The 25,758-nt window shown below is 72.1% G+C and carries 23 protein-coding genes; 14 read left to right on the top strand and 9 right to left on the bottom strand.

The features are described from left to right. Nucleotides 1-77: 77 nt before the first annotated feature. Complete coding sequence (locus tag ACTWP8_RS23720; protein ID WP_443324147.1) at nt 78-2,279, bottom strand: MMPL family transporter; 2,202 nt, start codon at nt 2,277-2,279, stop codon at nt 78-80. A gap of 78 nt (nt 2,280-2,357) precedes the next feature. Between ACTWP8_RS23720 and ACTWP8_RS23715 the strand changes: the two genes are divergently transcribed. The 10 genes from ACTWP8_RS23715 to ACTWP8_RS23670 all read left to right on the top strand — a co-directional run bounded on the left by ACTWP8_RS23715 (nt 2,358) and on the right by ACTWP8_RS23670 (nt 15,238). Further along, a complete protein-coding gene (locus tag ACTWP8_RS23715) occupies nt 2,358-3,008 on the top strand; it encodes a TetR/AcrR family transcriptional regulator (RefSeq protein ID WP_443324146.1) in 651 nt (216 codons plus the stop codon). A 422-nt stretch (nt 3,009-3,430) separates the two neighbouring features. After that, nucleotides 3,431-4,336, top strand: coding sequence for a squalene synthase HpnC (hpnC, locus tag ACTWP8_RS23710; protein ID WP_443324145.1), 906 nt, complete (start codon nt 3,431-3,433; stop codon nt 4,334-4,336). Beyond that, nucleotides 4,333-5,283 carry a presqualene diphosphate synthase HpnD gene (hpnD, locus tag ACTWP8_RS23705; RefSeq protein ID WP_443324144.1) on the top strand — a complete coding sequence of 317 codons (951 nt, stop codon included), beginning with the start codon at nt 4,333-4,335 and terminating at the stop codon, nt 5,281-5,283. Before hpnC ends, hpnD begins: the two co-directional genes overlap by 4 nt. Next, nucleotides 5,283-6,776 (top strand): hydroxysqualene dehydroxylase HpnE, encoded by a 1,494-nt coding sequence (gene hpnE / locus ACTWP8_RS23700; protein WP_443324143.1) that lies wholly within the window; start codon nt 5,283-5,285, stop codon nt 6,774-6,776. The genes hpnD and hpnE overlap by 1 nt, the downstream gene beginning before the upstream one ends. 5 nt (nt 6,777-6,781) lie before the next feature. Continuing rightward, nucleotides 6,782-7,882, top strand: coding sequence for a polyprenyl synthetase family protein (locus ACTWP8_RS23695; RefSeq protein WP_443324161.1), 1,101 nt, complete (start codon nt 6,782-6,784; stop codon nt 7,880-7,882). Between the two features lie 128 nt (nt 7,883-8,010). Continuing rightward, nucleotides 8,011-10,080 (top strand): squalene--hopene cyclase, encoded by a 2,070-nt coding sequence (shc, locus tag ACTWP8_RS23690; protein ID WP_443324142.1) that lies wholly within the window; start codon nt 8,011-8,013, stop codon nt 10,078-10,080. Then, on the top strand, nt 10,080-10,745 hold the full coding sequence (locus ACTWP8_RS23685) for a phosphorylase family protein (protein ID WP_443324141.1): 666 nt from the start codon (nt 10,080-10,082) through the stop codon (nt 10,743-10,745). Before shc ends, ACTWP8_RS23685 begins: the two co-directional genes overlap by 1 nt. A 5-nt stretch (nt 10,746-10,750) precedes the next feature. After that, nucleotides 10,751-11,773, top strand: coding sequence for an adenosyl-hopene transferase HpnH (gene hpnH, locus ACTWP8_RS23680; RefSeq protein WP_443324140.1), 1,023 nt, complete (start codon nt 10,751-10,753; stop codon nt 11,771-11,773). Nucleotides 11,774-11,861: 88 nt separating this feature from the next. After that, a complete protein-coding gene (gene dxs, locus ACTWP8_RS23675; RefSeq protein ID WP_443324139.1) occupies nt 11,862-13,775 on the top strand; it encodes a 1-deoxy-D-xylulose-5-phosphate synthase in 1,914 nt (637 codons plus the stop codon). Further along, the gene (locus ACTWP8_RS23670) at nt 13,772-15,238 is read left to right on the top strand and encodes an aspartate aminotransferase family protein (protein ID WP_443324138.1); all 1,467 of its coding nucleotides are present in this window, start codon (nt 13,772-13,774) and stop codon (nt 15,236-15,238) included. The genes dxs and ACTWP8_RS23670 overlap by 4 nt, the downstream gene beginning before the upstream one ends. Before the next feature lie 31 nt (nt 15,239-15,269). Here the strand turns inward: ACTWP8_RS23670 and ACTWP8_RS23665 are convergent, their stop codons facing one another. Then, nucleotides 15,270-16,091, bottom strand: a complete 822-nt coding sequence (locus ACTWP8_RS23665) for a tyrosine-protein phosphatase (protein WP_443318411.1) — start codon at nt 16,089-16,091, stop codon at nt 15,270-15,272. 211 nt (nt 16,092-16,302) lie between these two features. Between ACTWP8_RS23665 and ACTWP8_RS23660 the strand changes: the two genes are divergently transcribed. Next, on the top strand, nt 16,303-17,106 hold the full coding sequence (locus ACTWP8_RS23660; protein ID WP_443324137.1) for an SGNH/GDSL hydrolase family protein: 804 nt from the start codon (nt 16,303-16,305) through the stop codon (nt 17,104-17,106). A gap of 84 nt (nt 17,107-17,190) precedes the next feature. Here ACTWP8_RS23660 and ACTWP8_RS23655 read toward each other — a convergent pair whose 3' ends face one another. After that, nucleotides 17,191-17,598 carry an ATP-binding protein gene (locus ACTWP8_RS23655; protein ID WP_443324136.1) on the bottom strand — a complete coding sequence of 136 codons (408 nt, stop codon included), beginning with the start codon at nt 17,596-17,598 and terminating at the stop codon, nt 17,191-17,193. Between the two features lie 190 nt (nt 17,599-17,788). On the opposite strand from ACTWP8_RS23655, the gene ACTWP8_RS23650 reads away from it, so the two are divergent. The 3 genes from ACTWP8_RS23650 to ACTWP8_RS23640 are packed head-to-tail and all read left to right on the top strand — an operon-like array spanning nt 17,789 to nt 19,748. After that, nucleotides 17,789-18,655, top strand: coding sequence for a helix-turn-helix domain-containing protein (locus ACTWP8_RS23650; RefSeq protein WP_443324135.1), 867 nt, complete (start codon nt 17,789-17,791; stop codon nt 18,653-18,655). A gap of 3 nt (nt 18,656-18,658) precedes the next feature. Then, complete coding sequence (locus ACTWP8_RS23645; protein WP_443318407.1) at nt 18,659-18,895, top strand: DUF397 domain-containing protein; 237 nt, start codon at nt 18,659-18,661, stop codon at nt 18,893-18,895. Between the two features lie 46 nt (nt 18,896-18,941). Beyond that, nucleotides 18,942-19,748, top strand: a complete 807-nt coding sequence (locus ACTWP8_RS23640; protein WP_443324134.1) for an SAM-dependent methyltransferase — start codon at nt 18,942-18,944, stop codon at nt 19,746-19,748. A gap of 33 nt (nt 19,749-19,781) precedes the next feature. Here the strand turns inward: ACTWP8_RS23640 and ACTWP8_RS23635 are convergent, their stop codons facing one another. From ACTWP8_RS23635 to ACTWP8_RS23610, 6 genes are all read right to left on the bottom strand, one after another. After that, a complete protein-coding gene (locus tag ACTWP8_RS23635; protein WP_443324133.1) occupies nt 19,782-20,795 on the bottom strand; it encodes a carbohydrate kinase family protein in 1,014 nt (337 codons plus the stop codon). Nucleotides 20,796-20,908: 113 nt separating this feature from the next. Further along, nucleotides 20,909-21,466, bottom strand: a complete 558-nt coding sequence (locus ACTWP8_RS23630) for a carboxymuconolactone decarboxylase family protein (protein WP_443318404.1) — start codon at nt 21,464-21,466, stop codon at nt 20,909-20,911. Between the two features lie 122 nt (nt 21,467-21,588). Beyond that, nucleotides 21,589-22,206 carry a TetR/AcrR family transcriptional regulator gene (locus ACTWP8_RS23625; RefSeq protein ID WP_443324132.1) on the bottom strand — a complete coding sequence of 206 codons (618 nt, stop codon included), beginning with the start codon at nt 22,204-22,206 and terminating at the stop codon, nt 21,589-21,591. A gap of 193 nt (nt 22,207-22,399) precedes the next feature. Continuing rightward, a complete protein-coding gene (locus ACTWP8_RS23620; protein ID WP_443324131.1) occupies nt 22,400-23,584 on the bottom strand; it encodes a Glu/Leu/Phe/Val dehydrogenase dimerization domain-containing protein in 1,185 nt (394 codons plus the stop codon). Next, nucleotides 23,581-25,386 (bottom strand): 5-guanidino-2-oxopentanoate decarboxylase, encoded by a 1,806-nt coding sequence (locus tag ACTWP8_RS23615; protein WP_443324130.1) that lies wholly within the window; start codon nt 25,384-25,386, stop codon nt 23,581-23,583. Before ACTWP8_RS23615 ends, ACTWP8_RS23620 begins: the two co-directional genes overlap by 4 nt. 17 nt (nt 25,387-25,403) lie before the next feature. Beyond that, nucleotides 25,404-25,682 (bottom strand): acyl-CoA dehydrogenase family protein, encoded by a 279-nt coding sequence (locus ACTWP8_RS23610; RefSeq protein ID WP_443324129.1) that lies wholly within the window; start codon nt 25,680-25,682, stop codon nt 25,404-25,406. Nucleotides 25,683-25,758 lie beyond the last annotated feature (76 nt).

Raw genomic sequence — 25,758 nt, 5'->3', positions numbered from 1 at the left:
ACAGCACGCACTGCGCGTGAGGCCCCGCCGGGCGATCCGGCGGGGCCTTTCGCGCGTACGCGGGCAGGCGGGCGGGGTCAGACCTTGGCGGGCGTCCGTGCCGGAGCGGGTTCCCCTTCGCTGACGCCCAGCCGCCGATGCAGTCTGCGCAACGGCTCCGGCGCGTACCAGGCCGTACGCCCGAGCAGCCGCATCGCCGCCGGCACGAGGACTCCGCGCACGGCCACCGCGTCGATCAGGATCGCCAGGCCGCTGCCGAGCCCGAACATCTGGATGAAGCTGACGTTCGCCGTGCCGAAGGCGAAGAAGCTCACCGCGAGCAGGCCCGCGGCCATCGTCACGATCCGGCCGGTGTGCGAGAGCCCCTCGGTGACGGCGGTCCGGGTGTCCGCGCCCGCGTCGTGCAGCTCCTTGATCCGGCTGGTCAGGAACACCTCGTAGTCCATCGACAGACCGAACGCGATGCAGAACATCAGGACGGTCATGGAGGTGTCCATCGGCTGGGGCGTGAAGCCGAGCAGCGAGGACAGATGGCCGTCCTGGAAGATCCACACCATGACGCCGATGGCCGCGGTGAGGCTGACGGCGTTGAGCACCAGCGCCCGCAGCGGCTGCACGACGCTGCCGGTGAACAGGAAGAGGATCACGAACGTCGTGCCCGCGACCAGCCCGATGGCGGCGGGCAGCCGGTCGGCGATCGAGTCCTTGGAGTCGACGAGCCGCGCGTCGGTGCCGCCGACCAGCGTCTCGGTCCCGGCGGGCGGATCGACGGCCCGTACGTCCTCGACCAGGTCCTGCGCCGCACCCGACTTGGGCGTGAGGTCGGTGATCAGGGTGATGCGCTGGGCGTCGGGCCGGGCGAGCGCCGCGTTCGCGGGTCCGGGCGGCGAGGACTGCCCCTCGCTGTAGGTGCCGGTGGAGGTCTCGACCCGTACGGTGTCGTCGAGCCGCGAGAGTTCGGTCGCGTACGAGCCCAGCGCGGCCGGGGCCACAGGACCCGTCGTGACGATCTGCACCGCCGACTCGTCGCTGCCGGTGAAGTTGTTCTGCACGGCGGTCGCGACCTGCCGGCTCTGGGCGCTCTCCGGCAGCACCCGCTCGTCCGGTGTGCCGAAGGCGACGCCGAGCAGCGGACTCGCGGCGAGCAGCAGCACCGCGAGGACCGGCAGGGCGGTGAGGGCGGGTCTGCGCATGACCGTGCGCGCGAGGCGGCCCCAGAGCGGTGCCTCAGCGCTCTGTACGGTCTTGGCCCAGGGCAGGCGGCCGCGGTTGACCCGGTGGCCCAGCACGGCGAGCAGCGCCGGGATGACGAGCAGCGCGCTGATCGCGGCGATGGCCACGACGCCGATGCCCGCGTATGCGAAGGACCGCAGGAAGAACTGCGGGAAGATCAGCAGCGCGGCCAGTGCGGCGGCCACGGTGGCCGCGGAGAAGGTGATGGTGCGGCCGGCCGTCCGTACGGTGCGGCGCAGGGCGTCGGGGACGTCCGCGCCCTCCGCGAGGTGCTCGCGGAACCGGCTGACCAGGAGGAGCGCGTAGTCGATGCCGAGGCCGAGGCCGAGCGCCGTGGTGAGGTTGATCGAGAAGACGGACACGCTGGTCAGGCTGCCGAGCACATAGAGCTGGGCGAAAGTGCCGGCGATCGCGATCAGTCCGATGACCAGGGGCAGCAGCGCCGCGATGATGCTGCCGAAGGCGAGGACGAGCAGGACCAGGATCAGTGGCACGGCGATCGTCTCGGCGAGCGCGAGGTCCTTGGCGACCTGGGCCGGCACTTCGTCGCTGACGGCGGCCGTGCCGCCCGCCTGCACGGTGAGCCCGTTCTTGTCGCCGGTGTACTCGTCGATGAGCGCCTCGGCGTTGTCGCCCTGCTCGGTGTCGTCGCCCTTGACATGCGCCAGCACCAGCGCCTCGTCTCCGTCTCGCGAGGTCAGCGCGGCTGCCCCGGAGTCCCAGTACGAGATCACGTTCGACACGGTCGGCTCGCCCTTGAGCTGCGCGGTGAGGGCGCGGCCGCTGCGCTCGGCGGCGGGCGAGCCGACGGCGCCGTCGTCGGGCCGCACCAGCAGGACCAGGTTGCTCTCGCCGCCGAACTTCTCGTCGATGAGCTCCTGGGCTTGGGTCGACGGCGCGTTGGGGTCCTCGAATCCGCCGCCCAGCAGTTTGCCGAAGGCGCCGAAGCCGATCGCTCCCATGGCGACCACGGCCACGACGCTGAGGGTCAGTACGAGCCGGGCCCGTCGGAGGGCCAGCTCGGCAATGCGGTCGAACACGGTCATCGCCTCCGGATGTTTACGCTATTAACATTGACGGTGACACAGGATGTTAATGGCGTCAACATCAGGCAGGATGAGGTCATGGGTTCGATCAAGAGCGCAAAGTCCGGCTACCACCACGGGGATCTCCGCAACGCGCTGATCGAGGCCGCCGTCGAGCTGGGAGCCGAGGGCGGACCCGAGCGTGTCGTGCTGCGCGAGGCGGCCCGCCGGGTCGGCGTGTCGCCGACCGCCGCGTACCGGCACTTCACCGGCCACGGAGATCTCCTCGAAGCCGCGAAGGTCCGCGCCCAGCAGGCGCTCGCGGCCTCCATGGCCGAGGCGGTGCGCGCACTCCCCGGCGTCGCCGACCCGGGCGAGGAGGCCGTTCGCAGGACCGAGGCGATCGGGCGCGGGTACGTCCGGTTCGCGATCGAGCACCCTGGCCTCTACCGCGTCGCCTTCTGTCGTACGCCCTCGGCGGAGGCCAGTGGCTTCACCGGCCTCGAGGCCCCCGACGACAGGCCGGAGTTCTCGGCGTTCGTCCTGCTCTCCGGCGTGCTCGACGCGCTCGTCGACACGGGCCGGATGCGGCCGGAGAACCGGCCCGCGGCCGAGATCGCCGCCTGGTCGGCCGTCCACGGCATCTCCCTGCTCATCCTCGACGGCCCGCTCGCCCGGCTCCCGGCCGACCAGCGCGACGCGGTCGTGGAGCGCACCCTCACCACCGTCGTCGCGGGGCTGACCCGGTAGGTCTTCCCGGCCGACCCCGTCAGCCGGCCGCACGGCCCCGGCGCGGCGCTTTTCCACCGTCAACTTCTGTGCGCCCGGGGAAGATTGACCGGTCCGTGCGTGTTGTGGGGACCGGGTTGTCACCCTGACGCGCCCGGGGGTGCTGTACGGCGTAGGCTGTACCGGTGCTGATTCGCGGCAAGTCGGGCACTGTGCCTCCCCGGGGAGAACCCGGACCCCGTACTCGGCGTCTGGGGGCGGCAGGCCGGTATCGCCGCAGGCGAGCGGGCGGCGTGTCCGAAATAGGATGTTCTGGGTCGGCGGTGTAGAACGGGAGATATGACGGCCATGGCGACGAGTACTCTCCGGCTCCGAGGCACGTCCGCCGTCGCTCCCCGGCGTTGTCCCCCCGCCCCCGAGAGCGCCTCGCCGGGCGGGCCGCGGTGACCGCGGCGACGGACGCTCACGCCCACGCGCGCGCCGTGCTCGGCAAGGCGGCGCGCGAGAACTTTCCCGTGGCGCCGTTCTTCCTGCCGCGCACCTGGCGCCGCGACCTCATGGCCGTCTACGGCTACGCCCGCCTCGTCGACGACATCGGCGACGGCGACCTCGCCCCCGGCGGCACCGACGCCGCCCTCCTCGGCGTGTCCCCCGCGCGCGCCGACGACCGCCTCGCCCTGCTCGACGCCTTCGAAGCCGACCTCCGCCGCGTCTTCGACGGCTCCGCCGAGGGCCCACGGCACCCGCTGCTGCGCGCCCTGCGCCCGACCGTACGCCGCTGCGGCCTCACCCCCGTGCCCTTCCTCGACCTCATCGAGGCCAACCGCCAGGACCAGCGCACCGGGCGCTACGCCACCTACGACGACCTGCTCGCCTACTGCGAGCTGTCCGCCAACCCCGTCGGCCGGCTCGTCCTCGCCATCACCGGCACCACCACCCCCGAGCGGGTCCGCCGCTCCGACGCCATCTGCACCGCCCTGCAGATCGTCGAGCACCTCCAGGACGTGGCCGAGGACCTCGGCCGCGACCGTATCTACCTGCCCGCGGAGGACATGAAGCGGTTCGGCGTCGAGGAGGCCGGACTCGCCGCCCCCACCGGGAGCGCGGAGGTGCGCGCCCTGATCGCATGCGTCGCCGAACGTGCCAGTCTCCGGCTGAATGAAGGCGCCGCCCTCGTGGGTAGCGTCCACGGCAGGCTCAAGCTGCTGCTCGCCGGGTTCGTGGCCGGCGGGCGCGCCGCGCTGAGGGCGATCGCCGCCGCAGGACACGACGTACTCCCTGGACCGCCCAAGCCCACCAAGCTCGCCCTCGTGCGCGAGGTGGGGGCGACACTGCGAAGAGAGGGGTGAGCCGGACCGTGGACGGATCCGTACACGCGTCCGCGCAGGTGCTCGCTGCGTACCGCTACTGCGAGGCCGTGACGGGACAGCAGGCCCGCAACTTCGCCTACGGCATCAGGCTGCTGCCGACCGAGAAGCGTCAGGCCATGTCGGCGCTGTACGCCTTCTCGCGCCGGGTCGACGACATCGGCGACGGCAGCCTCCCCGCGGACGCCAAGCGCGCCAGGCTCGAGGACACCCGCGCCCTGCTCGGTCGCATCCGCGAGGGCGGCATCGACCCCGACGACACCGATCCCGTGGCCGTGGCCCTCGCGCACGCGGCGCGGCGCTTCCCGATCCCGCTCGGCGGCCTCGACGAACTCATCGACGGCGTCCTGATGGACGTGCGCGGCCAGACGTACGAGACCTGGGACGACCTCAGGGTCTACTGCCGGTGTGTCGCGGGCGCGATCGGCCGGCTCTCGCTCGGCGTGTTCGGCACCATGCCCGGCGTGCGGGACGCGGAACAGGCCCCCGAGTACGCCGACACGCTCGGGCTCGCTCTCCAACTCACCAACATCCTGCGGGATCTCAGGGAGGACGCCGAGGGCGGCCGCAGCTACCTCCCTGCCGAGGACCTCGCCAAGTTCGGCTGCTCCGCGGGCTTTCACAGCGCCGAACCGCCGGTGGGCTCCGACTTCACCGGCCTCGTCACCTTCGAAGTCCAGCGTGCCCGCGCCCTGTTCGCCTCCGGCTTCCGGCTGCTGCCCATGCTCGACCGGCGCAGCGGCGCCTGCGTGGCCGCGATGGCGGGCATCTACCGGCGGCTGCTCGACCGCATCTCCCGCGACCCGGAGGCCGTGCTGCGCGGGCGTGTCTCCCTGCCGGGCCGCGAGAAGGCGTACGTGGCGGTGCGCGGTCTGTCGGGCCTGGACGCCCGGCACATCTCCCGGCAGACGGTCCGGAGGCGGGCCTGATGTCCACGCGCGCGAAAGGCCGTGACGACGCAGCGAGTCCGGGTGCGGCAGGCCGCTCCCAGGGGGCGGCCGTGGTGATCGGGGGCGGAATCGCCGGGATCACCGCCGCGCTCGCGCTGGCGGACGGCGGTCTGCGGGTGACCCTCGTCGAGGGCCGGCCGCGGCTCGGCGGCCTCGCCTTCTCCTTCCGCCGCGAAGGGAAGGCGGGCGAGTTGAGCGTCGACAATGGTCAGCACGTCTATCTGCGCTGCTGCACCGCGTACCGCTGGTTCCTCGACCGGATCGACGGCAGCCGCCTCGCACCGCTCCAGGACCGGCTCGACGTACCCGTCCTCGACGCCCGGGGGCTGCGGCTCGGCCGGCTGCGCCGCACCGCGCTGCCGGTGCCCCTGCACCTGGCCGCCAGCCTCGCCCGCTACCCCCACCTCTCGCTGGCCGAGCGCGCCCAGGTCGCCCGCGCCGCCCTCGCCCTCAAGGGCCTCGACCCGGCAGACCCGGCCCTGGACGGCACCGACTTCGCCACCTGGCTGCACCGGCAGGGCCAGTCGCCGCGCGCCGTCGAAGCCCTGTGGGACCTCGTCGGCGTGGCGACCCTCAACGCCCGCGCCGGGCAGGCCTCTCTGGGGCTCGCCGCCATGGTGTTCAAGACCGGCCTGCTCTCCGAGCCGGGCGCCGCCGACATCGGCTGGTCCCGCGTACCGCTCGGCGAACTGCACGACACGCTCGCGCGCGCCGCCCTCGACAAGGCCGGGGTGCGCACTGTGCTGCAGGGGCGCGCCCAGGTCGTCAGCCGCGCAGCCGACCGGGGCTGGCTCGTCGACATCACCTCAGGATCCAAGGGCAGCGGGGCCGGGCACACCGGCTCGGAGCAACTGCACACCGACACGGTCGTCCTCGCCGTACCGCAGCACGAGACCCACGGCCTGCTGCCCGACGGCGCCCTCGAGGACCCCGACCGGCTGCTGTCCATCGGCACCTCGCCGATCCTCAACGTCCATGTCGTCTACGACCGCACCGTGCTGCACCGCCCCTTCTTCGCGGCGCTCGGCACGCCCGTCCAGTGGGTCTTCGACCGTACGGCCGCCTCCGGGCTCACCGGCGGCGGCCAGTACCTGGCCCTCTCCCAGTCCGCGGCGCACGACGAGATCGACACGCCGGTCGCCGCGCTGCGCGAGCGCTATCTGCCCGAGCTCGAGCGGCTGCTGCCCGCCGCCCGGCGCGCGCGGGTGCGCGACTTCTTCGTCACCCGGGAGCGCACAGCGACGTTCGCCCCGGTACCGGGCGTCGGACGGCTCCGCCCAGGGGCCCGTACCCGTGCTCCCGGCCTCTTCCTGGCCGGCGCGTGGACCGACACAGGCTGGCCCGCGACCATGGAGGGCGCCGTCCGCAGCGGGATCACCGCGGCGGGCGCGGCACTCGCCCAACTCGGCCGCCCGCACCTCAACCCTCACCCCGCCTTCGGGCGGGGGAACCCCCAGCCGGAGGCGGCATGAGCACGATGAGCAACACCAGCACGACCACAGGACACAGAGGAGAGACCGTGTCTTCGCAAGACCCGGCCAAGGACACCGCGGGCGTCGCGGCGCTGCTGGAGCGCGGACGGACGCTCGCCACGCCGGTGCTCCGCGCCGCCGTGGACCGGCTCGCCCCGCCCATGGACACCGTGGCCGCCTACCACTTCGGCTGGATCGACGCGGAGGGCCGCCCCTCCGCCGCGGACGGCGGCAAGGCGGTGCGCCCCGCCCTCGCCCTGCTGTCCGCCGAGGCCGCGGGCGCCCCGCCCGAGGTCGGTATCCCGGGCGCCGTCGCGGTCGAGCTGGTGCACAACTTCTCGCTGCTGCACGACGACCTGATGGACGGTGACGAGCAGCGCAGGCACCGCGACACCGTGTGGAAGGTGCACGGCGCCGCCCAGGCCATCCTCGTCGGCGACGCCCTCTTCGCCCTCGCCAACGAGATCCTGCTGGAGCTCGGCACCGTCGAGGCGGGCAGGGCGACACGCCGGCTCACCACCGCCACCCGCAAGCTGATCGACGGTCAGGCCCAGGACATCAGTTACGAGCACCGGGAGCGGGTCAGCGTCGAGGAGTGCCTGGAGATGGAGGGCAACAAGACCGGCGCCCTGCTGGCCTGTGCCTGCTCCATCGGCGCGGTCCTCGGCGGCGCGGACGACGACCTGGCCGACACGCTCGAGGCGTACGGGTACCACCTCGGCCTGGCCTTCCAGGCCGTCGACGACCTGCTCGGCATCTGGGGCGACCCGGAGGCCACCGGCAAGCAGACCTGGAGTGACCTGCGGCAGCGCAAGAAGTCCCTCCCGGTCGTGGCCGCGCTGGCCGCCGGCGGGCCCGCGTCGGAGCGGCTCGCCGAACTCCTCGCGAGGGACGCCAAGAGTCACGATCTGTCCAACTTCGACGAGCACGCCTTTGCCACCCGCGCGGCGCTGATCGAGGAGGCGGGCGGCCGCGAGTGGACCTCCAGCGAGGCCCGCCGCCAGCACGCCACCGCCATCGAGGCGCTGAGCCGGGTGGAGATCCCAGGACACGTCCGGGAGCAGTTGGTGGCGCTCGCGGACTTCGTGGTCGTGCGAGAGCGATGAGGGGCGGCCACGTCATATAGCTCGCAGTCGCCGGCCGGAAGCCCGTACGCCCTCCACGGATCGACGGACGGGCCCGGCCGACGGCAAGCCCCAGCACAGCAGAGGAACCACTGCACGGAGGGGAAGCCATGACAGCGACGACCGGCGGCAGCGGCGGGGCGGTACCGCCTCAGGAGCACGCGGCCGCCACGGCAGAAGTGCCCGCACCGGTCCGTGAGCCCTCGGGACCGCCCGAGGAGGCCGCCGGCACGCAGGCCGCGGCCGAGCGGGCGACCGCCCGGGCGGTCGAGCACCTGCTCGGCCGGCAGGACGCCGAGGGCTGGTGGAAGGGCGACCTGGAGACCAACGTCACCATGGACGCCGAAGACCTGCTGCTCCGTCAGTTCCTCGGCATCAGGGACGAGAGGACCACCGAGGCCGCCGCCCGCTTCATCCGCTCCGAGCAGCGCGAGGACGGCACCTGGGCCACCTTCCACGGCGGGCCCGGCGAGCTCTCCGCCACCATCGAGGCGTACGTCGCGCTCCGGCTCGCCGGGGACGCGCCCGACGCGCCGCACATGGCGGCCGCCTCCGCCTGGGTCCGCGCCCAGGGCGGCATCGCCGCCTCCCGGGTCTTCACCCGCATCTGGCTCGCGCTCTTCGGCTGGTGGAAGTGGGAGGACCTGCCCGAACTGCCGCCCGAGCTCATCTACTTCCCGAAGTGGTTCCCGCTCAACATCTACGACTTCGGCTGCTGGGCGCGGCAGACCATCGTGCCGCTCACCGTCGTCTCCGCCAAGCGCCCCGTACGGCCCGCTCCGTTCCCCCTCGGCGAACTGCTCCCGCCCGTCGCCCACCGCCACCCTCATTCGAAGGCGCTGCGCGCCCCATTGGATTCCGCGCGCCCCAACCCCCCGCGCCGCAAGGCCCCCGCCACCACCTGGGACGGCGTCTTCCAGCGGCTCGACCGGGCCCTGCACGCGTACCACAAGGTGGCGATCCCCGGGCTGCGCAAGGCGGCGATGCGGTCGGCCGCCCGCTGGATCGTCGAGCGGCAGGAGAACGACGGCTGCTGGGGCGGCATCCAGCCCCCGGCCGTCTACTCGATCATCGCTCTCCACCTGATGGGCTACGACCTCCAGCACCCCGTGCTCCGCGCGGGCCTCGAATCGCTCGACCGGTTCGCCGTGTGGCGCGAGGACGGCAGCCGCATGATCGAGGCCTGCCAGTCACCGGTCTGGGACACCTGCCTCGCCACGATCGCGCTCGCGGACGCAGGGCTGCGCCCCGACCACCCGGCCCTGGTCAAGGCCGCGGACTGGATGCTCGGCGAGCAGATCGTGCGGCCGGGGGACTGGTCCGTACGGCGGCCGGGGCTGCCCCCGGGCGGCTGGGCGTTCGAGTTCCACAACGACAACTACCCCGACATCGATGACACCGCCGAAGTCGTTCTGGCGCTGCGCCGTGTACGGCACCCGGACCCCGGGCGGGTCGACGCCGCTGTCGGGCGGGGCGTGCGCTGGAATCTCGGCATGCAGTCGAAGAACGGCGCCTGGGGCGCCTTCGACGTCGACAACACCAGCTCCTTCCCCGACCGGCTGCCGTTCTGCGACTTCGGCGAGGTCATCGACCCGCCGTCCGCCGACGTCACCGCGCACGTCGTGGAGATGCTCGCGGCCGAGGGCAGGGCGCACGACAGCCGCACCCGGCGCGGTGTCGCATGGCTGCTCGCGGAGCAGGAGGACTGCGGCGCCTGGTTCGGCCGCTGGGGCACCAACTACGTGTACGGCACGGGGTCGGTCGTCCCCGCGCTCGTGGCCGCCGGGATCCCCGCCTCGCACCCCGCGATCCGCCGCGCCGTCGCCTGGCTGGAGCGCGTCCAGAACGACGACGGCGGCTGGGGCGAGGACCAGCGCTCGTACCCCGACCCCGAGTGGATCGGGTGCGGCGCCTCCACCGCCTCGCAGACCGGGTGGGCGCTGCTCGCCCTGCTGGCGGCGGGGGAGCGGGACGGCAAGGCCGTGGAGCGGGGGGTGAGCTGGCTCGCGCAGACGCAGACCGAGGACGGCACCTGGGACGAGCCGTACTTCACCGGCACCGGCTTCCCCTGGGACTTCTCGATCAACTACCACCTCTACCGGCACGTGTTCCCGCTCACGGCACTGGGCCGGTACGTCCACGGCGAGCCGGATCTGCTCAGACACCCTCAGGGGGCCTGATGGCGGACGCCCCCGGCGCGCCGGCCCGCACGGCACCGCTGCTGATCGCCTGCGCGCTCGGCATCGAGCGGCTGGCCCTGCGCAGCGGCGCCGCGCCGGGGCCCGTGACCATCCTGCGTACGGGCATGGGCCCGCAGGCCGCCGAGCGGGCCATGGCCCGTGCGCTCGGTGACGATCCCTCGGCCTCGGACGCGGCGGTGGTCGCCACCGGCTTCTGCGCGGGCCTCGCACCCGGGATGCACCCCGGGGACCTGGTCGTCGCCGACGAGACCCGCGACGCGGCGGGTCGTACCGTCTGCACCGGCACCGATGTGCTCGCCGCGGCGCTCGCGGAGCTCGTCGCGAACCGCCCGGGCCGCCCCGGCCGAGCCATCCACACCGGACCGCTCACCGGCTCCGGCCACGTGGTGCGCGGTGCTGAGCGGGCCGAATTGCGCGCCACCGGCGCCATCGCCGTCGACATGGAGTCCGCGGCCACGCTCCGCAGCGCCGTGCGCGCCGGGCCCCGCCCGGTTGCGGCCGTACGGGTGGTCGTGGACGCTCCAGAGCATGAGCTCGTCCGCATCGGGACACTGCGCGGTGGAATATCAGCTTTCCGAGTCCTGCGCGCTGTCCTTCCGGCTTTCTTCGAATGGCACCGTTCTTTACTGCTCCCCAGGAGGTGAGCCAGATGGCCATGCCGCTCCGCCAGACCATCAGGGTCGGGACGTATCTCCTTGAACAGAGGCTCCGGCGTCGCGAGAAGTTCCCCCTGATCGTCGAGCTCGAACCGCTGTACGCCTGCAATCTGAAGTGCGAGGGATGCGGCAAGATCCAGCACCCGGCCGGCGTGCTCAAGCAGCGCATGCCGGTCGCGCAGGCGGTCGGTGCGGTGCTGGAGTCCGGCGCGCCGATGGTCTCGATCGCGGGCGGCGAGCCCCTGATGCACCCGCAGATCGACGAAATCGTCCGGCAGCTCGTGGCCCGGCGGAAGTACGTGTTCCTTTGCACGAATGCGCTGCTGCTGCGTAAGAAGATCGATAAATTCCAGCCGTCGCCGTACTTCGCTTTCGCCGTGCACATCGACGGGCTGCGGGAGCGGCATGACGAGTCGGTCGCCAAGGAGGGCGTGTTCGACGAGGCGGTGGCGGCCATCCAGGAGGCCAAGCGGCGCGGCTTCCGGGTCACCACCAATTCGACCTTCTTCAACACCGACACCCCGCAGACCGTCATCGAGGTGCTCAACTACCTCAACGACGACCTGCGCGTGGACCAGATGATGATCTCGCCTGCCTACGCATATGAGAAAGCCCCCGACCAGGAGCACTTCCTGGGTGTGGAGCAGACCCGGGAGCTGTTCAAGAAGTCCTTCGCGGGCGGCAACCGGCGGCGCTGGCGGCTCAACCACAGCCCGCTCTTCCTGGACTTCCTCGAGGGCAAGGCGGACTTCCCGTGCACCGCGTGGGCGATTCCCAACTATTCGCTCTTCGGCTGGCAGCGGCCCTGCTACCTGATGGCCGACGGGTATGTGCCCACGTACAAGCAGCTGATCGAGGAGACCGACTGGGACGCGTACGGGCGCGGGAAGGACGATCGCTGCGCGAACTGCATGGCGCACTGCGGATACGAGCCGACGGCCGTGCTCGCCACCATGGGGTCGCTCAAGGAGTCCCTGCGCGCGGCACGGGAGACGGTCACCGGGAACCGCGGGTGACGGCCGCGCCCGGCGTGAGCGTGGGCTGAACGAGCTGGGCTGAACGAGCTGGGCTGAACAGGCACAGAACACACAGAGGGGGCCCGGAGTGTCGTTGTTGGACAACATCAGGGAACCGCGTGACCTCAAAGCGCTTCCCGAAGAGCTGCTCGACGAACTGGCCGAGGACATCCGGCAGTTCCTGATCCAGGCCGTGGCGAAGACCGGCGGCCACCTGGGGCCCAACCTCGGCGTCGTCGAGCTGACGATCGCCCTGCACCGGGTCTTCGACTCGCCCGCCGACCGCATCCTGTGGGACACCGGGCACCAGAGTTACGTCCACAAGCTGCTCACGGGCCGTCAGGACTTCTCCAAGCTCCGCGGCAAGGGGGGACTCTCCGGATATCCCTCGCGCGAGGAGTCCGAGCACGACGTCATCGAGAACAGCCACGCCTCGACCGTCCTCGGCTGGGCCGACGGCCTCGCCAAGGCCAACCAGCTCCTGGGCAGGCGCGACCACGTCGTCGCGGTGATCGGCGACGGCGCCCTGACCGGCGGCATGGCCTGGGAGGCGCTGAACAACATCGCCGCCGCCAAGGACCGCCCGCTCGTCATCGTCGTCAACGACAACGAGCGCTCGTACGCCCCCACGATCGGCGGCCTCGCCTACCACCTCGCCACCCTCCGTACCACCGACGGCTACGAGCGCTTCCTCGCCTGGGGCAAGGAGGTGCTGCAGAACACGCCGGTGGTCGGACAGCCGCTGTACGGGTCGCTGCACGGCGCGAAGAAGGGCTTCAAGGACGCCTTCGCGCCCCAGGGGATGTTCGAGGACCTGGGCCTGAAGTATGTCGGCCCCATCGACGGCCACGATATCGCCGCCGTCGAGTCCGCCCTGCGCCGCGCGAAACGCTTCACGGGACCCGTCCTCATCCACTGCCGCACGGAGAAGGGCCGCGGCTACGCGCCCGCCCTGGAGGACGACGCCGACCGCTTCCACACGGTCGGGGTGATGGACCCGCTCACCTGCGAGCCGCTGTCCGCGCCCGCCGGCCCGTCGTGGACGTCCGTTTTCGGCGACGAGCTGGTGCGGATCGGGGCCGAGCGGCCCGACGTCGTGGCCATCACCGCCGCGATGCTGCACCCCGTCGGGCTCACCAAGTTCGCCGCCGCGTACCCCGACCGCGTATGGGACGTGGGCATCGCCGAGCAGCACGCGGCGGTCTCGGCCGCGGGCCTGGCCACCGGCGGTCTGCACCCGGTCGTGGCCGTCTACGCGACCTTCCTCAACCGCGCCTTCGACCAGCTCCTGATGGACGTGGCCCTGCACAAGTGCGGGGTCACCTTCGTCCTGGACCGGGCCGGGATCACCGGCACCGACGGCGCCTCCCACAACGGCGTGTGGGACATGTCGGTCCTCCAGGTGGTACCCGGGCTGCGGATCGCCGCGCCGCGCGACGCCGACCAGCTCCGCGCCCAGCTGCGCGAGGCCATGGATGTGGACGACGCGCCGACCGTCGTCCGCTTCCCCAAGAGCGAAGTCGGCGAGCCGGTTCCGGCCGTGGAGCGGATCGGCGGCACGGACGTGCTCCACCGGGACGGCGACGCCGGCGCCGGGACGGACGTGCTGCTCGTCTCCGTCGGCGTCCTGGCGCCCGTATGCCTGCGGGTCGCGGAGCTGCTCGCGGCGCGCGGCACCGGCTGCACGGTCGTGGACCCGCGCTGGGTCAAGCCGGTCGACCCCGTGCTGACCGAACTGGCCGAGCGGCACCGCCTCGTAGCGGTCGTCGAGGACAACAGCCGCAACGGCGGCGTCGGCACAGCCGTCGACCAGGCGCTGCGCGACGCCGACGTGGACCTGCCCGTACGCACCTTCGGCATCCCCGAGCAGTTCCTCGCCCACGCCAAGCGGAGTGAGGTGCTGGCTGACATCGGGCTCACCCCGGCCGAGATCGCGGGCCGGATCAGCGCCGCCCTGGCCCGCGGGGAGGCCACCCTCGTCCGTGAGGAGAACCACGCATGACGTCCGCCCACCCCACTGAGTCCGCCGGCTCGGGCGAGTCCAGAGGGCCCGACGGGTCCCGAGAGGCCGGGAGTTCCACGGCGTTGGGCTTCGACCTGGGGAAGCTGCTGGCGGAACGCGGAGCCGAGCGCTACGAGCTGCATACCCGGCACCTCAACCATCAGCTGCCGCGCATGCTGCACACCATCGGCTTCGACAAGGTCTACGAGCGGGCCGAGGGCGCGTACTTCTGGGACACGGACGGGCAGGACTACCTCGACATGCTGGCGGGGTTCGGGGTGATGGGGCTCGGCCGCCACCACCCGGTCGTACGCAAGGCGCTGCACGACGTCCTCGACGCCTCCCTCGCCGACCTCGTCCGCTTCGACTGCCAGCCGCTGCCCGGTCTCCTCGCCGAGCGGCTGCTGGCGCATGTCCCGCACCTGGACCGGGTGTTCTTCGGGAACAGCGGGGCGGAGGCGGTCGAGACCGCGCTCAAGTTCGCCCGCTACGCCACGGGCCGGCCGCGCGTCCTCTACTGCACGCACGCCTTCCACGGGCTGACCACCGGTTCGCTGTCGGTCAACGGCGAGGACGGCTTCCGCTCCGGCTTCGAGCCGCTGCTGCCCGACACGCCGATCGACCTGGGCGATCTGGCCGCGCTCGAGCGGGAGCTGGGGCGCGGCGACGTCGCCGCGCTGATCATCGAGCCGGTCCAGGGCAAGGGCGTGCACGCCGCGCCGCCCGGCTTCCTGCGGGCCGCACAGAACCTGCTGCGCCGCCACAAGGCGCTGCTGATCGCCGACGAGGTGCAGACGGGCCTCGGCCGGACCGGGGACTTCTTCGCCTACCAGCACGAGGAGGGCGTCGAGCCGGACCTGGTGTGTGTCGCGAAGTCGCTGTCGGGCGGCTACGTCCCGGTCGGGGCGACGCTCGGCAAGGACTGGATCTTCAAGAAGGTGTACTCGTCCATGGACCGGGTGCTGGTGCACTCCGCGAGCTTCGGGGCCAACGCCCAGGCGATGGCGGCCGGGCTCGCCACCCTCGCGGTGATGGAGGACGAGGAGATCACCGCCAACGCCCGGCTCACCGGGGATCTGCTGAGATCCCGGCTCGCCGAGCTCGTGGACCGCTACGAGCTGCTGCACGACGTTCGCGGCCGCGGCCTGATGATCGGCATCGAGTTCGGCAGGCCCACGTCACTGGGCCTGCGCAGCCGCTGGGCGATGCTCCAGGCAGCTCGTAAGGGACTCTTCGCGCAGATGGTGGTGGTGCCGCTGCTGCAGCGGCACCGGATCCTGACGCAGGTCTCCGGGGATCACCTCGAGGTGATCAAGCTGATCCCGCCGCTGATCATCGGAGAGCGGGAGGTCGACCGCTTCGTCGGCGCGTTTACGCAGGTCATGGATGACGCCCACAGCGGAGGCGGCCTGATCTGGGACTTCGGCCGCACGCTCGTCAAGCAGGCCGTCGCCCTGCGCTGAGCCGCCGCCCGCTGACCTTGGAGCGCGAGGCTCAGGCCGAGCCGTCGAGGAGCCGGGCGCGCAGCCGCTCGCGATGCTCCGGGCCGAACGCCAGCCCCTCCGTGAGGTAGGCGTCGACCGACCCCCACATCTCGTCGATGGTCGCGAAGGCGGCCGCCAGGTACTCGGCTCGGGCGTCGAAAAGCGGGCTCAGCAACCCCCTGACCTCGGCGGACATCTCGGCCTCCGTCTCGTTGCCGCGGCGCACCCGGTAGCGGCGGTGGGTGGCGTTGCTCGCAAGGTAGTCGGCCTCGATGGCGTCCCGCTCGACGCCGAGCGCCAGCAGGGTCACGGCGATGGACAGCCCCGCGCGGTCCTTCCCGGCCGCGCAGTGCATCAGCGCGGGGACGCTGTGGTCGGCGAGCGCGTGCAGCACCTGGCCCTGCTCGGCGGTGCGGGTGCGGATGATGTGCCGGTACGTGGCCGTCATCCGTTGGGCCGCCTTGCCGTCCGCGAGCGCCTCCCGCAGCTGTGAGACCTTGCCGTCGCGCACCATCCGCCAGAAGTCGGCACCCTGCGCGGGGTCGGTGAGCGGAAGGTTCACATGCCGTACGCCCGGCAGGTCGACGTCCGGGCCTTCGAGGGCCATGTCGGCCGAATTGCGGAAGTCGAAGATCGTGTGCAGGCCGAGCGAGGACAGGAACGCGGCGTCCTCCGGGGTCGCGTGCGCGAGATGGCCGCTGCGGAAGAGCACGCCGGTCCGCAACAGCCTGCCGTCCTCGGTCGGCAGCCCGCCGACGTCGCGGAAGTTGCGAACCCCCGACAGCTCGGGCTCGGTCGACGGGGGCTGCGGGACCTGCGGCGTCTGCGTCACGGGCGCTCCTCTGTGCGGGTGTCCTGGCGTCGGCTCTCGCTGCCGACACAGTGACATGTCGACGATACGACAACAGGTTCAGTGGGCAATCATCGTGACCCGGCCGCTCTATTCCGGGATGACAGCAATTGACCCGGTGGTTTAAATCACGCCTCGTCAATACCTGGTTACGGTGGCGTAAGTCACTACCGGGGCGGAAGTATGTGCTGCCGTGGCAGACGATTCGACATCAATCATCAGTGGCGCAATCGGGTCGTACACGGCGGTCGGGGACAGCTTCACCGAGGGTGTGGGCGACCCCGGGCCCGACGGCACCTTCATCGGCTGGGCCGACCGCCTCGCCGTCCTCCTCTCCGATCACCGGCCCGACGGTGACTTCCGCTACGCCAACCTCGCGATCCGCGGCCGGCTGCTCGACAGGATCGTCGCCGAGCAGGTGCCCCGCGCCAAGGAGCTCGGCCCCGACCTCGTGACCTTCTGTGCCGGCGGCAACGACATCATCAGGCCGGGCAGCGACCCCGACGACGTGGCCGAGCGGTTCGAGGCCGCGGTCGCGGACCTGACGAACGCGGTCCCCGTCGTCATGGTGACCACCGGGTTCGACACCCGCGGCGTGCCCGTGCTCCGCCACCTCCGGGGCAAGATCGCCACCTACACCGCACATGTACGGGCCATCGCCGACCGGTACGCGTGCCCGGTGCTCGACCTCTGGTCGCTGCGCTCGGTGCAGGACCGGCGCGCCTGGGACCCCGACCGGCTCCACCTGTCGCCCGACGGGCACACCCGGGTCGCGCTGCGGGCTGCCCAGGTCCTCGGCCTCGACGTGCCCGCCGACCCCGACCAGCCCTGGCCGCCGCAGCCGGAGCGCCCGGCCTCCGCGGTGCGCCGGGACAACATCCAGGACAACGTCCAGTGGGCGCGTGAACACCTCGTCCCCTGGATCGGGCGGCGGCTGCGCGGCGAGTCCTCGGGGGACGGCGTCGAGCCCAAGCGGCCCGACTTGCTCCCGCTCTAGGGCGGAAGCGGTGCACCGAACTCCCCCATTACCGCTGGGAAGTGCTCCCAGCGGCAAGGGACGGGTAAATCGCCGCGAGCGCCCCTAGCGGTCGTTCGCGGGCCCGTACCGCAGCTCGGCCCAGACGACATGCCCGCAGCCGCCGGCCGCCGGTCGTACGCCCCACGCCTCCGACAGGGCGTCGACCAATAGCAGGCCGCGCCCGCCCTCGCCGTCGAGGTCGCCGGGCCCCGGGTGCGGCGCCGTCGACGCCCACCCCTCGTCAACCACTTCCACCGTCAACAGCGCCCCGACAAGCTGCAGTTCACAGCCTATGGTGTCACTGTCCGTGTGGCATACGGCGTTGGTGAACAGTTCCGAGATCACCAACTCGGCACCGTCCAGCGTCTCCCCGTTCGCACCCCACTCGCGCAGCTGCGCCAGCACGCGCCGCCGCGCCTCGGCGGCGGAGGTGCGCAGCGCCGGCAACTGGAACGCGTTCCGACGGTCCACGGCAACGAAGTCACCCCGGTCCGCTAATCGGAGAGCGTCTTGGAAAGAAGCCACTCCGTAACTATGCGGGTCGTGACTGACGTATGGCAAGGTTCAATCTGCAAATTACAGAGTTTCAAGGACAGCCTGTTGCCTCAGGTGACGGCATGCCACACTTTCGTGCTGTGACGGCAGTTGGAGGGGATGGGTAGTGGCGGATACGCGGTCCGGCGGCGCCCCGACCGTCCTGCGTGTGGTACTCGGCAAGCGCCTGCAGGACCTTCGCGAGAGGGCGGGACTGTCGTACGAGGACGCGGGCCGGGCCCTCGACGTCACCCACGCCACCATCCGCAGGATGGAGAAGGCCGAGGTCGGCCTGAAGATCCCGTACGTCGAGAAGCTGCTCAGGACGTACGGCGTCACCGCACAGGAGGAGCTCGAGGACTTCCTCTCGCTGGCCCGGCAGGCGAATCGGCGCGGCTGGTGGCACCGCTTCCGGGACGTACTGCCCGAGTGGTTCAGCGCGTTCGTGGCGCTGGAGGGCGAGGCCAACCTCATACGCGCCTACGAGCCGCACTACGTCCCCGGGTTGCTGCAGACTCCGGCCTACGCCCGGGCCGTGCTCCGCGCAGGCAAGCCGCACGCCCCGGACGACGAGATCGAGCGCGGCGTCGCCCTGCGTATCGAACGCCAGGCGGTGCTGACCAAGCAGGACGCGCCGCTTTTGTGGGTCGTCATGGACGAAACCGTCATGCGCCGGCCCATCGGGGGACCCGCCATCATGCGGGAGCAGGTGGACCGGCTGATCGAGGCCACCTCGATGCCGAACGTCCGGCTGCAGATCATGCCGTTCGCCGCGGGCCCGCACCCCGCGATGTACGGGCCCTTCCACATCTTCCGGTTTCCGATCCAGGAACTGCCGGACATCGCCTACACCGAGAGCCTCGTGGGCGGCGTCTACCTCGACCAGCGCGACGACGTCTCGGCATTCCTGGAGGCACTGGACCGGATGTGCGCGCAAGCCGCGCCGGCACACACCACAGAGGGATACCTCGGTGGCATTCGCAAGGAGTTCTGATAGATGGGTCGCATATACAACGGCATGCCTGCCAAGGACCTCGGCACCGAGGGCTGGCGCAAGCCGTGGAGCGGCGGCAACGGGGGAAGCTGTCTCGAAGCCATGAAGCTGAGCGACGGGCGCGTGGCACTGCGTCAGTCCACCGACCCCGACGGTCCCGCCCTGATCTACACCCACCACGAGATCAAGACGTTCATCCAGGGCGCGAAGGCCGGCGAGGCCGACTTCCTGCTCGCCTGACAGCCATGGCCACCTCCAGCACCACGACCACCGAAGGGAGACCGTCGTGACCGACCACGGCTTCTCCGCTGAAGAGATAGACACCAGCAGGCCGCACCCGGCCCGGATGTACGACTACTACCTGGGCGGGCGGGACAACTACGAGGTCGACCGCGTGGCCGCCGAGCGCGTCATCGGGGAGATCCCGGAGATACGGCCCACCGCGCAGGCGAACCGCGCGTTCCTCCGACGGGCCGTCAAGTTCGTGGTGGAGAGCGGGATACGGCAGGTCGTCGACATCGGCACGGGCATCCCCACCTCACCCAACACCCACGAGGTCGCGCAGGCGGTCTCCCCGGACGTCCGGGTGGCCTACGTCGACAACGACCCGATCGTCGCGTCGCACGCGGGCGCGCGGCTGACCGGCACCAGCAATACGAGTTTCGCCCTGGCCGACGTCCGCAAGCCGGAGTCGGTCCTGGAACACCCGGGGATCCGCAAGGTCATCGACTTCGACGAGCCGGTGGCGCTGCTGCTCGTCGCCGTACTCCACTTCGTCAGGGACGAGGAGGAGCCGGGCCGGATCGTCGCGACGCTGGCCGAGGCGCTGCCCGCGGGCAGCCATCTCGTACTGTCCCACGGCACCGCGGACTTCCACCCCGACGGCTTCCCCACCGCCGTGCAGGTCTACCAGACCGCCACGGCCACGCTGAACACCCGCCCGTACGCCCAGATCCTGCCGTTCTTCGACGGGTTCGAGCTGCTGGAACCCGGGCTGGTGCAGGTGCCGCTGTGGCGCCCTGAGGGTCCGCCGCTGTCCGATGAGGAGCTCGGCAGGATCGGCTTCTACGGCGGGGTGGGCCGCAAGAGCTGAGGATCCGGCTGTCGCCCGCTGGGTGGGCGTCGATCACGAGCGCACTGCGGCCGGTCCGCCCGCCCGGCCCTCCTGGGCGTTCTCGCGAAGACCCTGATCAGCCCCGCCGGCCGGACCGTCCTCGGCCAGCGCAGCGGCCAGGCCTGCCTCGTCGATCAGCGTCGTATGCGTGCCTTCCCCGGTGCAGGCGTACGCGCCCGCCGCCGCGCCCAGCCGGGTGCAGTCCTCGAGGTCGAGGCCCACCAGCCGTCCGTAGAGGAAGCCGCAGGCGAAGGCGTCTCCCGCGCCGTTGCTGTCCACCACGGGCGCGGGCGGCGCGGCCGCGGGCACGTGGCGGAGCGAGCCGCCGCCCTCGCGCGCCAGCACGTACGCGCCGCCCGCGCCCGCGGTCGCGATCACGGCCTCCGCCCGCCCGTCGGCGATGATGCGCCGCATCACGTCGGCGAGCCGCTCCCCCGCACCCGACGCGCTGAGGAAGACCAGGTCGGCGCGGAGCGCGAACTCGCGGTGGTGGCCGTCGAGCCCGTCCCAGTCGTGGAGGTCGGTGGAGACCGGGACGCCGAGCTCCTCGATGTCGTCGAAGAGGAAGCGCGCAAAGTGCATGATCGACAGGTGTACGTGCCGGGCGCGCCGCAGGTGCGGCAGATAGTGGTCGGGCGGCATGCGCAGGTCGAGCTGCGGGTCGCGGCCGTCGTAGAAGGAGGTGCGGCGCCCCTGGGCGTCCACGAGGTTCACGGCCCGCCGGGTGCCGTGCGGCGACATCAGCGGATCGAACTGCACGCCGCTCTCGGCCAGCCGCCGCCGCACCAGCTCTCCCTGCGGGTCGTCCCCGATCAGGTCGAGGAAGCCAGTGGCGAGTCCGAGCGCGGCGCAGCCGAGCGCCACGCCCGTGCCGGTGTGCCCGGCCCACTCGCGGATCGGCGGCACGCCGTACGAGTCGGCATACGGCACCGGCAGGGTGTCCACGCGTACGACCGTGTCGACGCCGGCCCCGCCGACGACCAGGACGTCGTACGGCGCGTCCGCCCGCTCCTCCGTGCTGCTCATGCCGTGTCCGTCCTCTCCCGTACGGGCCTCTCCCGTACGTACTGCCGCCGGTGCCGCCTTGCCCGCGCCCCTCGTCCAGGTTGTCCGGGCTGTCCCGGCTGTCCAGGGCGTCGTCAGCCTAGGGGCTGAGGCACGTCGCAGCTGTCCTTGAAACCCTGGCTGGTGAGGCCGAGTGCCGCGTTGACGCGCGAACGGAGGTTCTCCACGGCGACCATCGCGGTCAGCTCCACGAGACCGGCCTCGCCGAGCTGCCTGCGGAGCCGCTCCACCAGCTCGTCGTCGACGGTCGGCGGCGTGGCGGTCACGGCCTCGGCGTACGCCATCACGTCCCGCTCCAACGGCGTGTAGACGTCACTGTCGCGCCACGCCGGTACGTCATGGAGCTTGCGGTGGTCCATGCCGTGCCGCCTGTTCTCCCAGTAGCCGAAGTCCATGCACCACGAGCAGCCGATGGAAGCGGCCGAGGCCATGACGGCGAGCGCCTTCAGCCCCGGGTCGAGCCTGTTCCACTTCGCGAGGGAGCGCTCGAAGCGGGCCTGGGAGATCAGCACGCGCGGGTTGTGGGCCCCGGCCCGGACGGGGTCGAGGACGGTGCCGTAGGTGCGGCGGGAGTACCAGTCGGTGAGGCGTACGAGGAGTGTGCGCGGCGGGTCGAGCGAGATGCGGGCCATGGTGGGCCTCCTGTGCGTGTGCGCTGTGGTGCTGCTTGCACCTCTGCGACGGACGGGATCGCCCGGATGTGACATCGGCTGTGCCATCGGCCCGGGGCCTGGCGGCACACCGCCCGGCGCCGTCAGCGGCCCGCCACCAGCTCCGCGCGGTCGAGACCCAGCTCGCCGGCGAGGGCGTCGTCGACCCAGGACTCCATCTGCCGCCGGCTGAGCGCGCCGGAGAACGCCGTCATCTGCACGGCGAGGCCGTCGAGGAGCGCCGTGAGCCGCCAGGCCGCGGCCCGCGGGTCGGGGCAGTCGTACTCGCCCGCGTCCGCGCCCTGCGCGATCACCTCGGCGAGCGTGGCCTTCCACTGCCGGTCGAGACCGAGCGTCACCTCGCGCAGCCCCGGTTCCCGCAGCGAGACGGCCCAGCCCTCGATCCACAGCTTCCAGCCCTTGGCCTGCCCGGTCGGCGAGTACCAGCGCACCGCGGAGCGCAGCCTGCGCACGGCGCTGCCGCCGCGTCCGACCAGGGTGCGCAGCCGCTCGAGGTCGGCCTCGGCGGCGTGCGTGAAGGCCGCCGCGACGAGCTTCTCCTTGGTCGAGAAGTGGTACAGGACGAGGGCGTTGCTCACACCGAGCGTCGCGGCCACATCGGCGATGCGCAGCGCGGCGACTCCGCGCTCCTCGATCTGCTCGACGGCAGCCCGCAGCAGCTCCTCGCGCCGTTCCTGCACGCTCAACCGGACTCTCGCCACGCCGCCACCCTACCTCCGTCATGGCCTCTCACCGGCCGGAAGGTTCCTGACGGCCCCTTGGCACGCACGCGAGGCGGGGGCCACAGTCGTCCACTACTAACTGTGCGTGCGCGCACCGGCGATGAGCCCGACCGTGTGCGGCGGGGACGCCGTGGCCTCCACCGCGGCGGGACGTTTGCGCGCTCCCTCGTCGTCACCCGTACCACCCGAAACGCTCCGCGATCACCGGAAGCCGTTCCGCGACGATCGCATGGGCCGCCGCCCGGGGCGTGCTGCCCTCGGCCTCGGCCTTCGCCAGCATCCGGTCGATCAGAGTGCGCATGGACCGCCGGACGTGGCCGAAGGCCTCATCCGCGTCGGGCCCGATGTCACCGAAGAGCGTCCACCACCACCACGCGTTCGTACCGGAGTTGACGACGATGTCCGGCAGGACGGTCACCCCGCGCGCCGCAAGCAGCTCCTCGGCCTCCGGCAGGACCGGCATGTTGGCCGCCTCGACCACCCAACGCGCCCTGATCCTGTGCTGGTTGGCGGCATCGATGGCGTACGAGACCGCGGCCGGGACCAGCACCTCCGCTTCGGCCTCCAGCCAGGCCGTCCCCGGCTGTTCGGTGTCGGCTCCGGCGCGGAGGGCGGAGCGGTCCACCGTGCCGAAGGGGTCGCGGGCGGCGAGCAGCGCCTCGATGTCGAGCCCTGCCGGGTTCGCGATCGTGCCCTTGACGTCGGCGACGGCGACGACCCGCAGGCCCGCACGGGCCAGGAAGCGCGCGGTGGCCCCGCCCATCGTGCCGAGGCCCTGCACGGCGACGCCCGTCCCCTCGTACGGCACGCCCGCCCGGTCGAGGGCCGCGAGCACCGACTCGGCGACCCCGCAGCCGCCGACCAGCTCGTCGAGGCCGATGCCGTCCACTTCGACGGCGAAGGCGTCGGCCAGCCGCCGGCGTGCGGCCCGCTCGTCGTCCAGCAGGGGATACACGGCCTGGACGGAGGAGACGAGCCCCGCCTCGACGGCCGCCTCGTCGACCCGGTCCTGGGTGAGGCCGAGGTCCTCGCCCGTGGTCCACAACCGCTCGATGTACGGGCGCATCGCGCGGAGATAGCGGACCAGGACGCCGTACGCCTCCGGGTCGTGCGGGTCGCAGTCGATGCCGCCCTTGGCGCCGCCGAGCGGGACGTACCGGGCGCCGGGGTCGTAGTGCAGGGCCTCCTTCATGGTCATGCCGTGCGCGAGCCCGGCCACCTCCTCCAGGGTGCAGCCCGCTCGCATGCGCAGACCGCCGCTGCACACGCCGCGCACGAGTCGTTCGACGACGAGGAAGCCCTGGCGGCCGGTGACGTGGTCGGTCCAGGTGGTGGACAGCAGGGGCGGCGTGGTCACGGGGCGCTCTCCTCGGGTTCCCGGCGTTCTTCGGGTGCGTTGCGCTCTATGGGCTCGTTGGGCTCTATGGGTTCGTCGGGCTCTTCGGGTTGTTGGGGCTGCTCGGGCTGCCCGGGTGCTTCGAGGGCTTCGGGTAGCTCGGGCGTGTCGTGTACGGCGGGTTCTTCCGGCACGGTGATGACGGTGGGGCCGGGCGTGTCGAGGGCGGTACGGAGGGCGCGCGCGAGCTCGTCGGGAGCCGAGACGCGGACGCCGTGGCCGCCGTACGCGCGGGCGAGGGCGCTCAGGTCCACCTGCGCCAGGTCCACGGCGTCCGGGGTGTCGCCCCGCGCGGCCATCTCGTCCCGGATCTCGCCGTAGCCGCCGTTGTCGAACACGACGACGGGCAGCGGGAGTCGGAGCTGAGCGGCGGTGGCCAGCTCCTGGACGGTGAACTGCAGCCCGCCGTCGCCGCTCAGCGCGACCACCTGCCGCTCCGGGGCGGCGGCCTTCGCGCCGATGGCCGCGGGGAGCGCGTAGCCGAGCGTGCCGAAGCCGGTGGGGTGGAGGTAGCGGCCCGGCGGGTCGACGGGTAGGTGCGGGAGGGCGCCGTAGTAGCAGCACTGCGCGCTGTCGGAGGTGAGGATCGCCTCCGGCGGGAGGACGGACCGGATGGCGGCGAGGTAGGGGAGCCAGCGCGCGTCGCGCTCTGCGGTCTCAGCGAGCAGGGCCGCGCGCAGCGCGGCTGCCGCCTCGCGGCCTTCCGGCACACCGGCCGAGCCGTCCCGGGGGGCCCATGCGGCGTGCCGGAGGTCCGCCAAGGCCGTGCGCGCGTCGCCGACCAGGGCGATCCCCGCCGGCAGCCCCACGTACATCTGCGCCGGGTCGATGTCGACCCGGATCAGCGTGCCGCGCAGCTCCAGGTCGTCGCACCACACGTCCGACTCCGCCAGCTCCGTGCCGACCGCGAGAACCACGTCGCAGTCCGCGAGCCAGTCGCGTACGGCGCGGCTGTGCAGGGCGACACCGACGGAGAGGGGATGGGACTCGGGGACGACTCCCTTCCCGTTGGCGGTCGTCACCACCGGCGCGTCCAACTGCTCGGCTAACGCGAGCGCCAGGCACTCCTCCGCGGCCCCGCGCGCTCCGCCGCCCAGCACCATCGCCGGGCCGCGAGCCGCGCCGAGAGCCGCGGCTGCCGCGCGTACGGCCTCGGGCGCGGGCCGCGCGGGCGCCGCGGCAGGCGCGAGGCGCGCCGGGCCCACCTCCTCGGCCGTCTCCAGAAGGTCGAGCGGGATCTCGATGTGCACCGGCCGTGGACGTTCGCCGCGGAAGAGCGTGAACGCGCGGGTCACCGCCGCGTCGATCTCGTCGACCGACGACACGCGGTGGCTGAAGGCGGCGATGCTGCCGAACGCCTCGCTCTGGCTGCGGGTTTCGTGCAGCAGCCCGACCGGCTGCCGGGGGTGACGCAGCGGCATGCCGGGCGAGACGACGAGCAGCGGCACGCTGTCGGAGTACGCCTGTCCGACGGCTGCCGCGATGTTGAGCAGCGCGGGCCCGGTGGTGGTGATGGCGATCCCGGGCCGGCCGGTCGTACGGGCGTATCCGTCGGCTGCGTAGCCGGCGCCCTGCTCGTGGCGGGGCGCGATGTGCCGGATCCCGTATGTGCCGAGGTGCCGGTAGATCTCGAGGTTGTGCGTGCCCGGGATGCCGAAGGCGAGGTCGGCGCCGTGCGCGGCGAGCGCCCGTACGACAGCCTCCCCGCCGGTCAGCCTCCGGGAACGCGAGGTGGACGGCCGCATCGTGGTGGATGACCGCATCGAGGTGGACGGCCGCATCACAGGCCCCGGGAGATGATCAGCCGCATGGTGGCGGAGGTGCCTTCCTCGATCTCCTCCAACTTGGCGTCCCGCATCCACTGTTCGACCGGCAGCATGAAACCGGTGTTGCCCACCTCTGCCGCGGCCCGCCACAGGTCCCACGGCGTGGCGGTGTCGGCCTCGTCGACGGCACGGGCCCGGGGCCGTATCTCGTCCCGGGCGAAGGCGCGGGTCAGCTCGACGATGTCGCTCTGCTCGGGGGAGAGCGGGCACAGCTCGGTGGGGAGGACGGACATGGTGCCTCCTGCGCCAGTTAACTGAATAGCGAATCAGTATCGGGACCCGCGTCCGGGCCTGTCAACGGCCCTGACG

The sequence above is a fragment of the Streptomyces sp. 7N604 genome, assembly GCF_052245475.1.
GTDB lineage: Bacteria > Actinomycetota > Actinomycetes > Streptomycetales > Streptomycetaceae > Streptomyces.
Note: the sequence above shows the minus strand (reverse complement) of the source record. Positions and strands in the feature narration are given on the sequence as shown.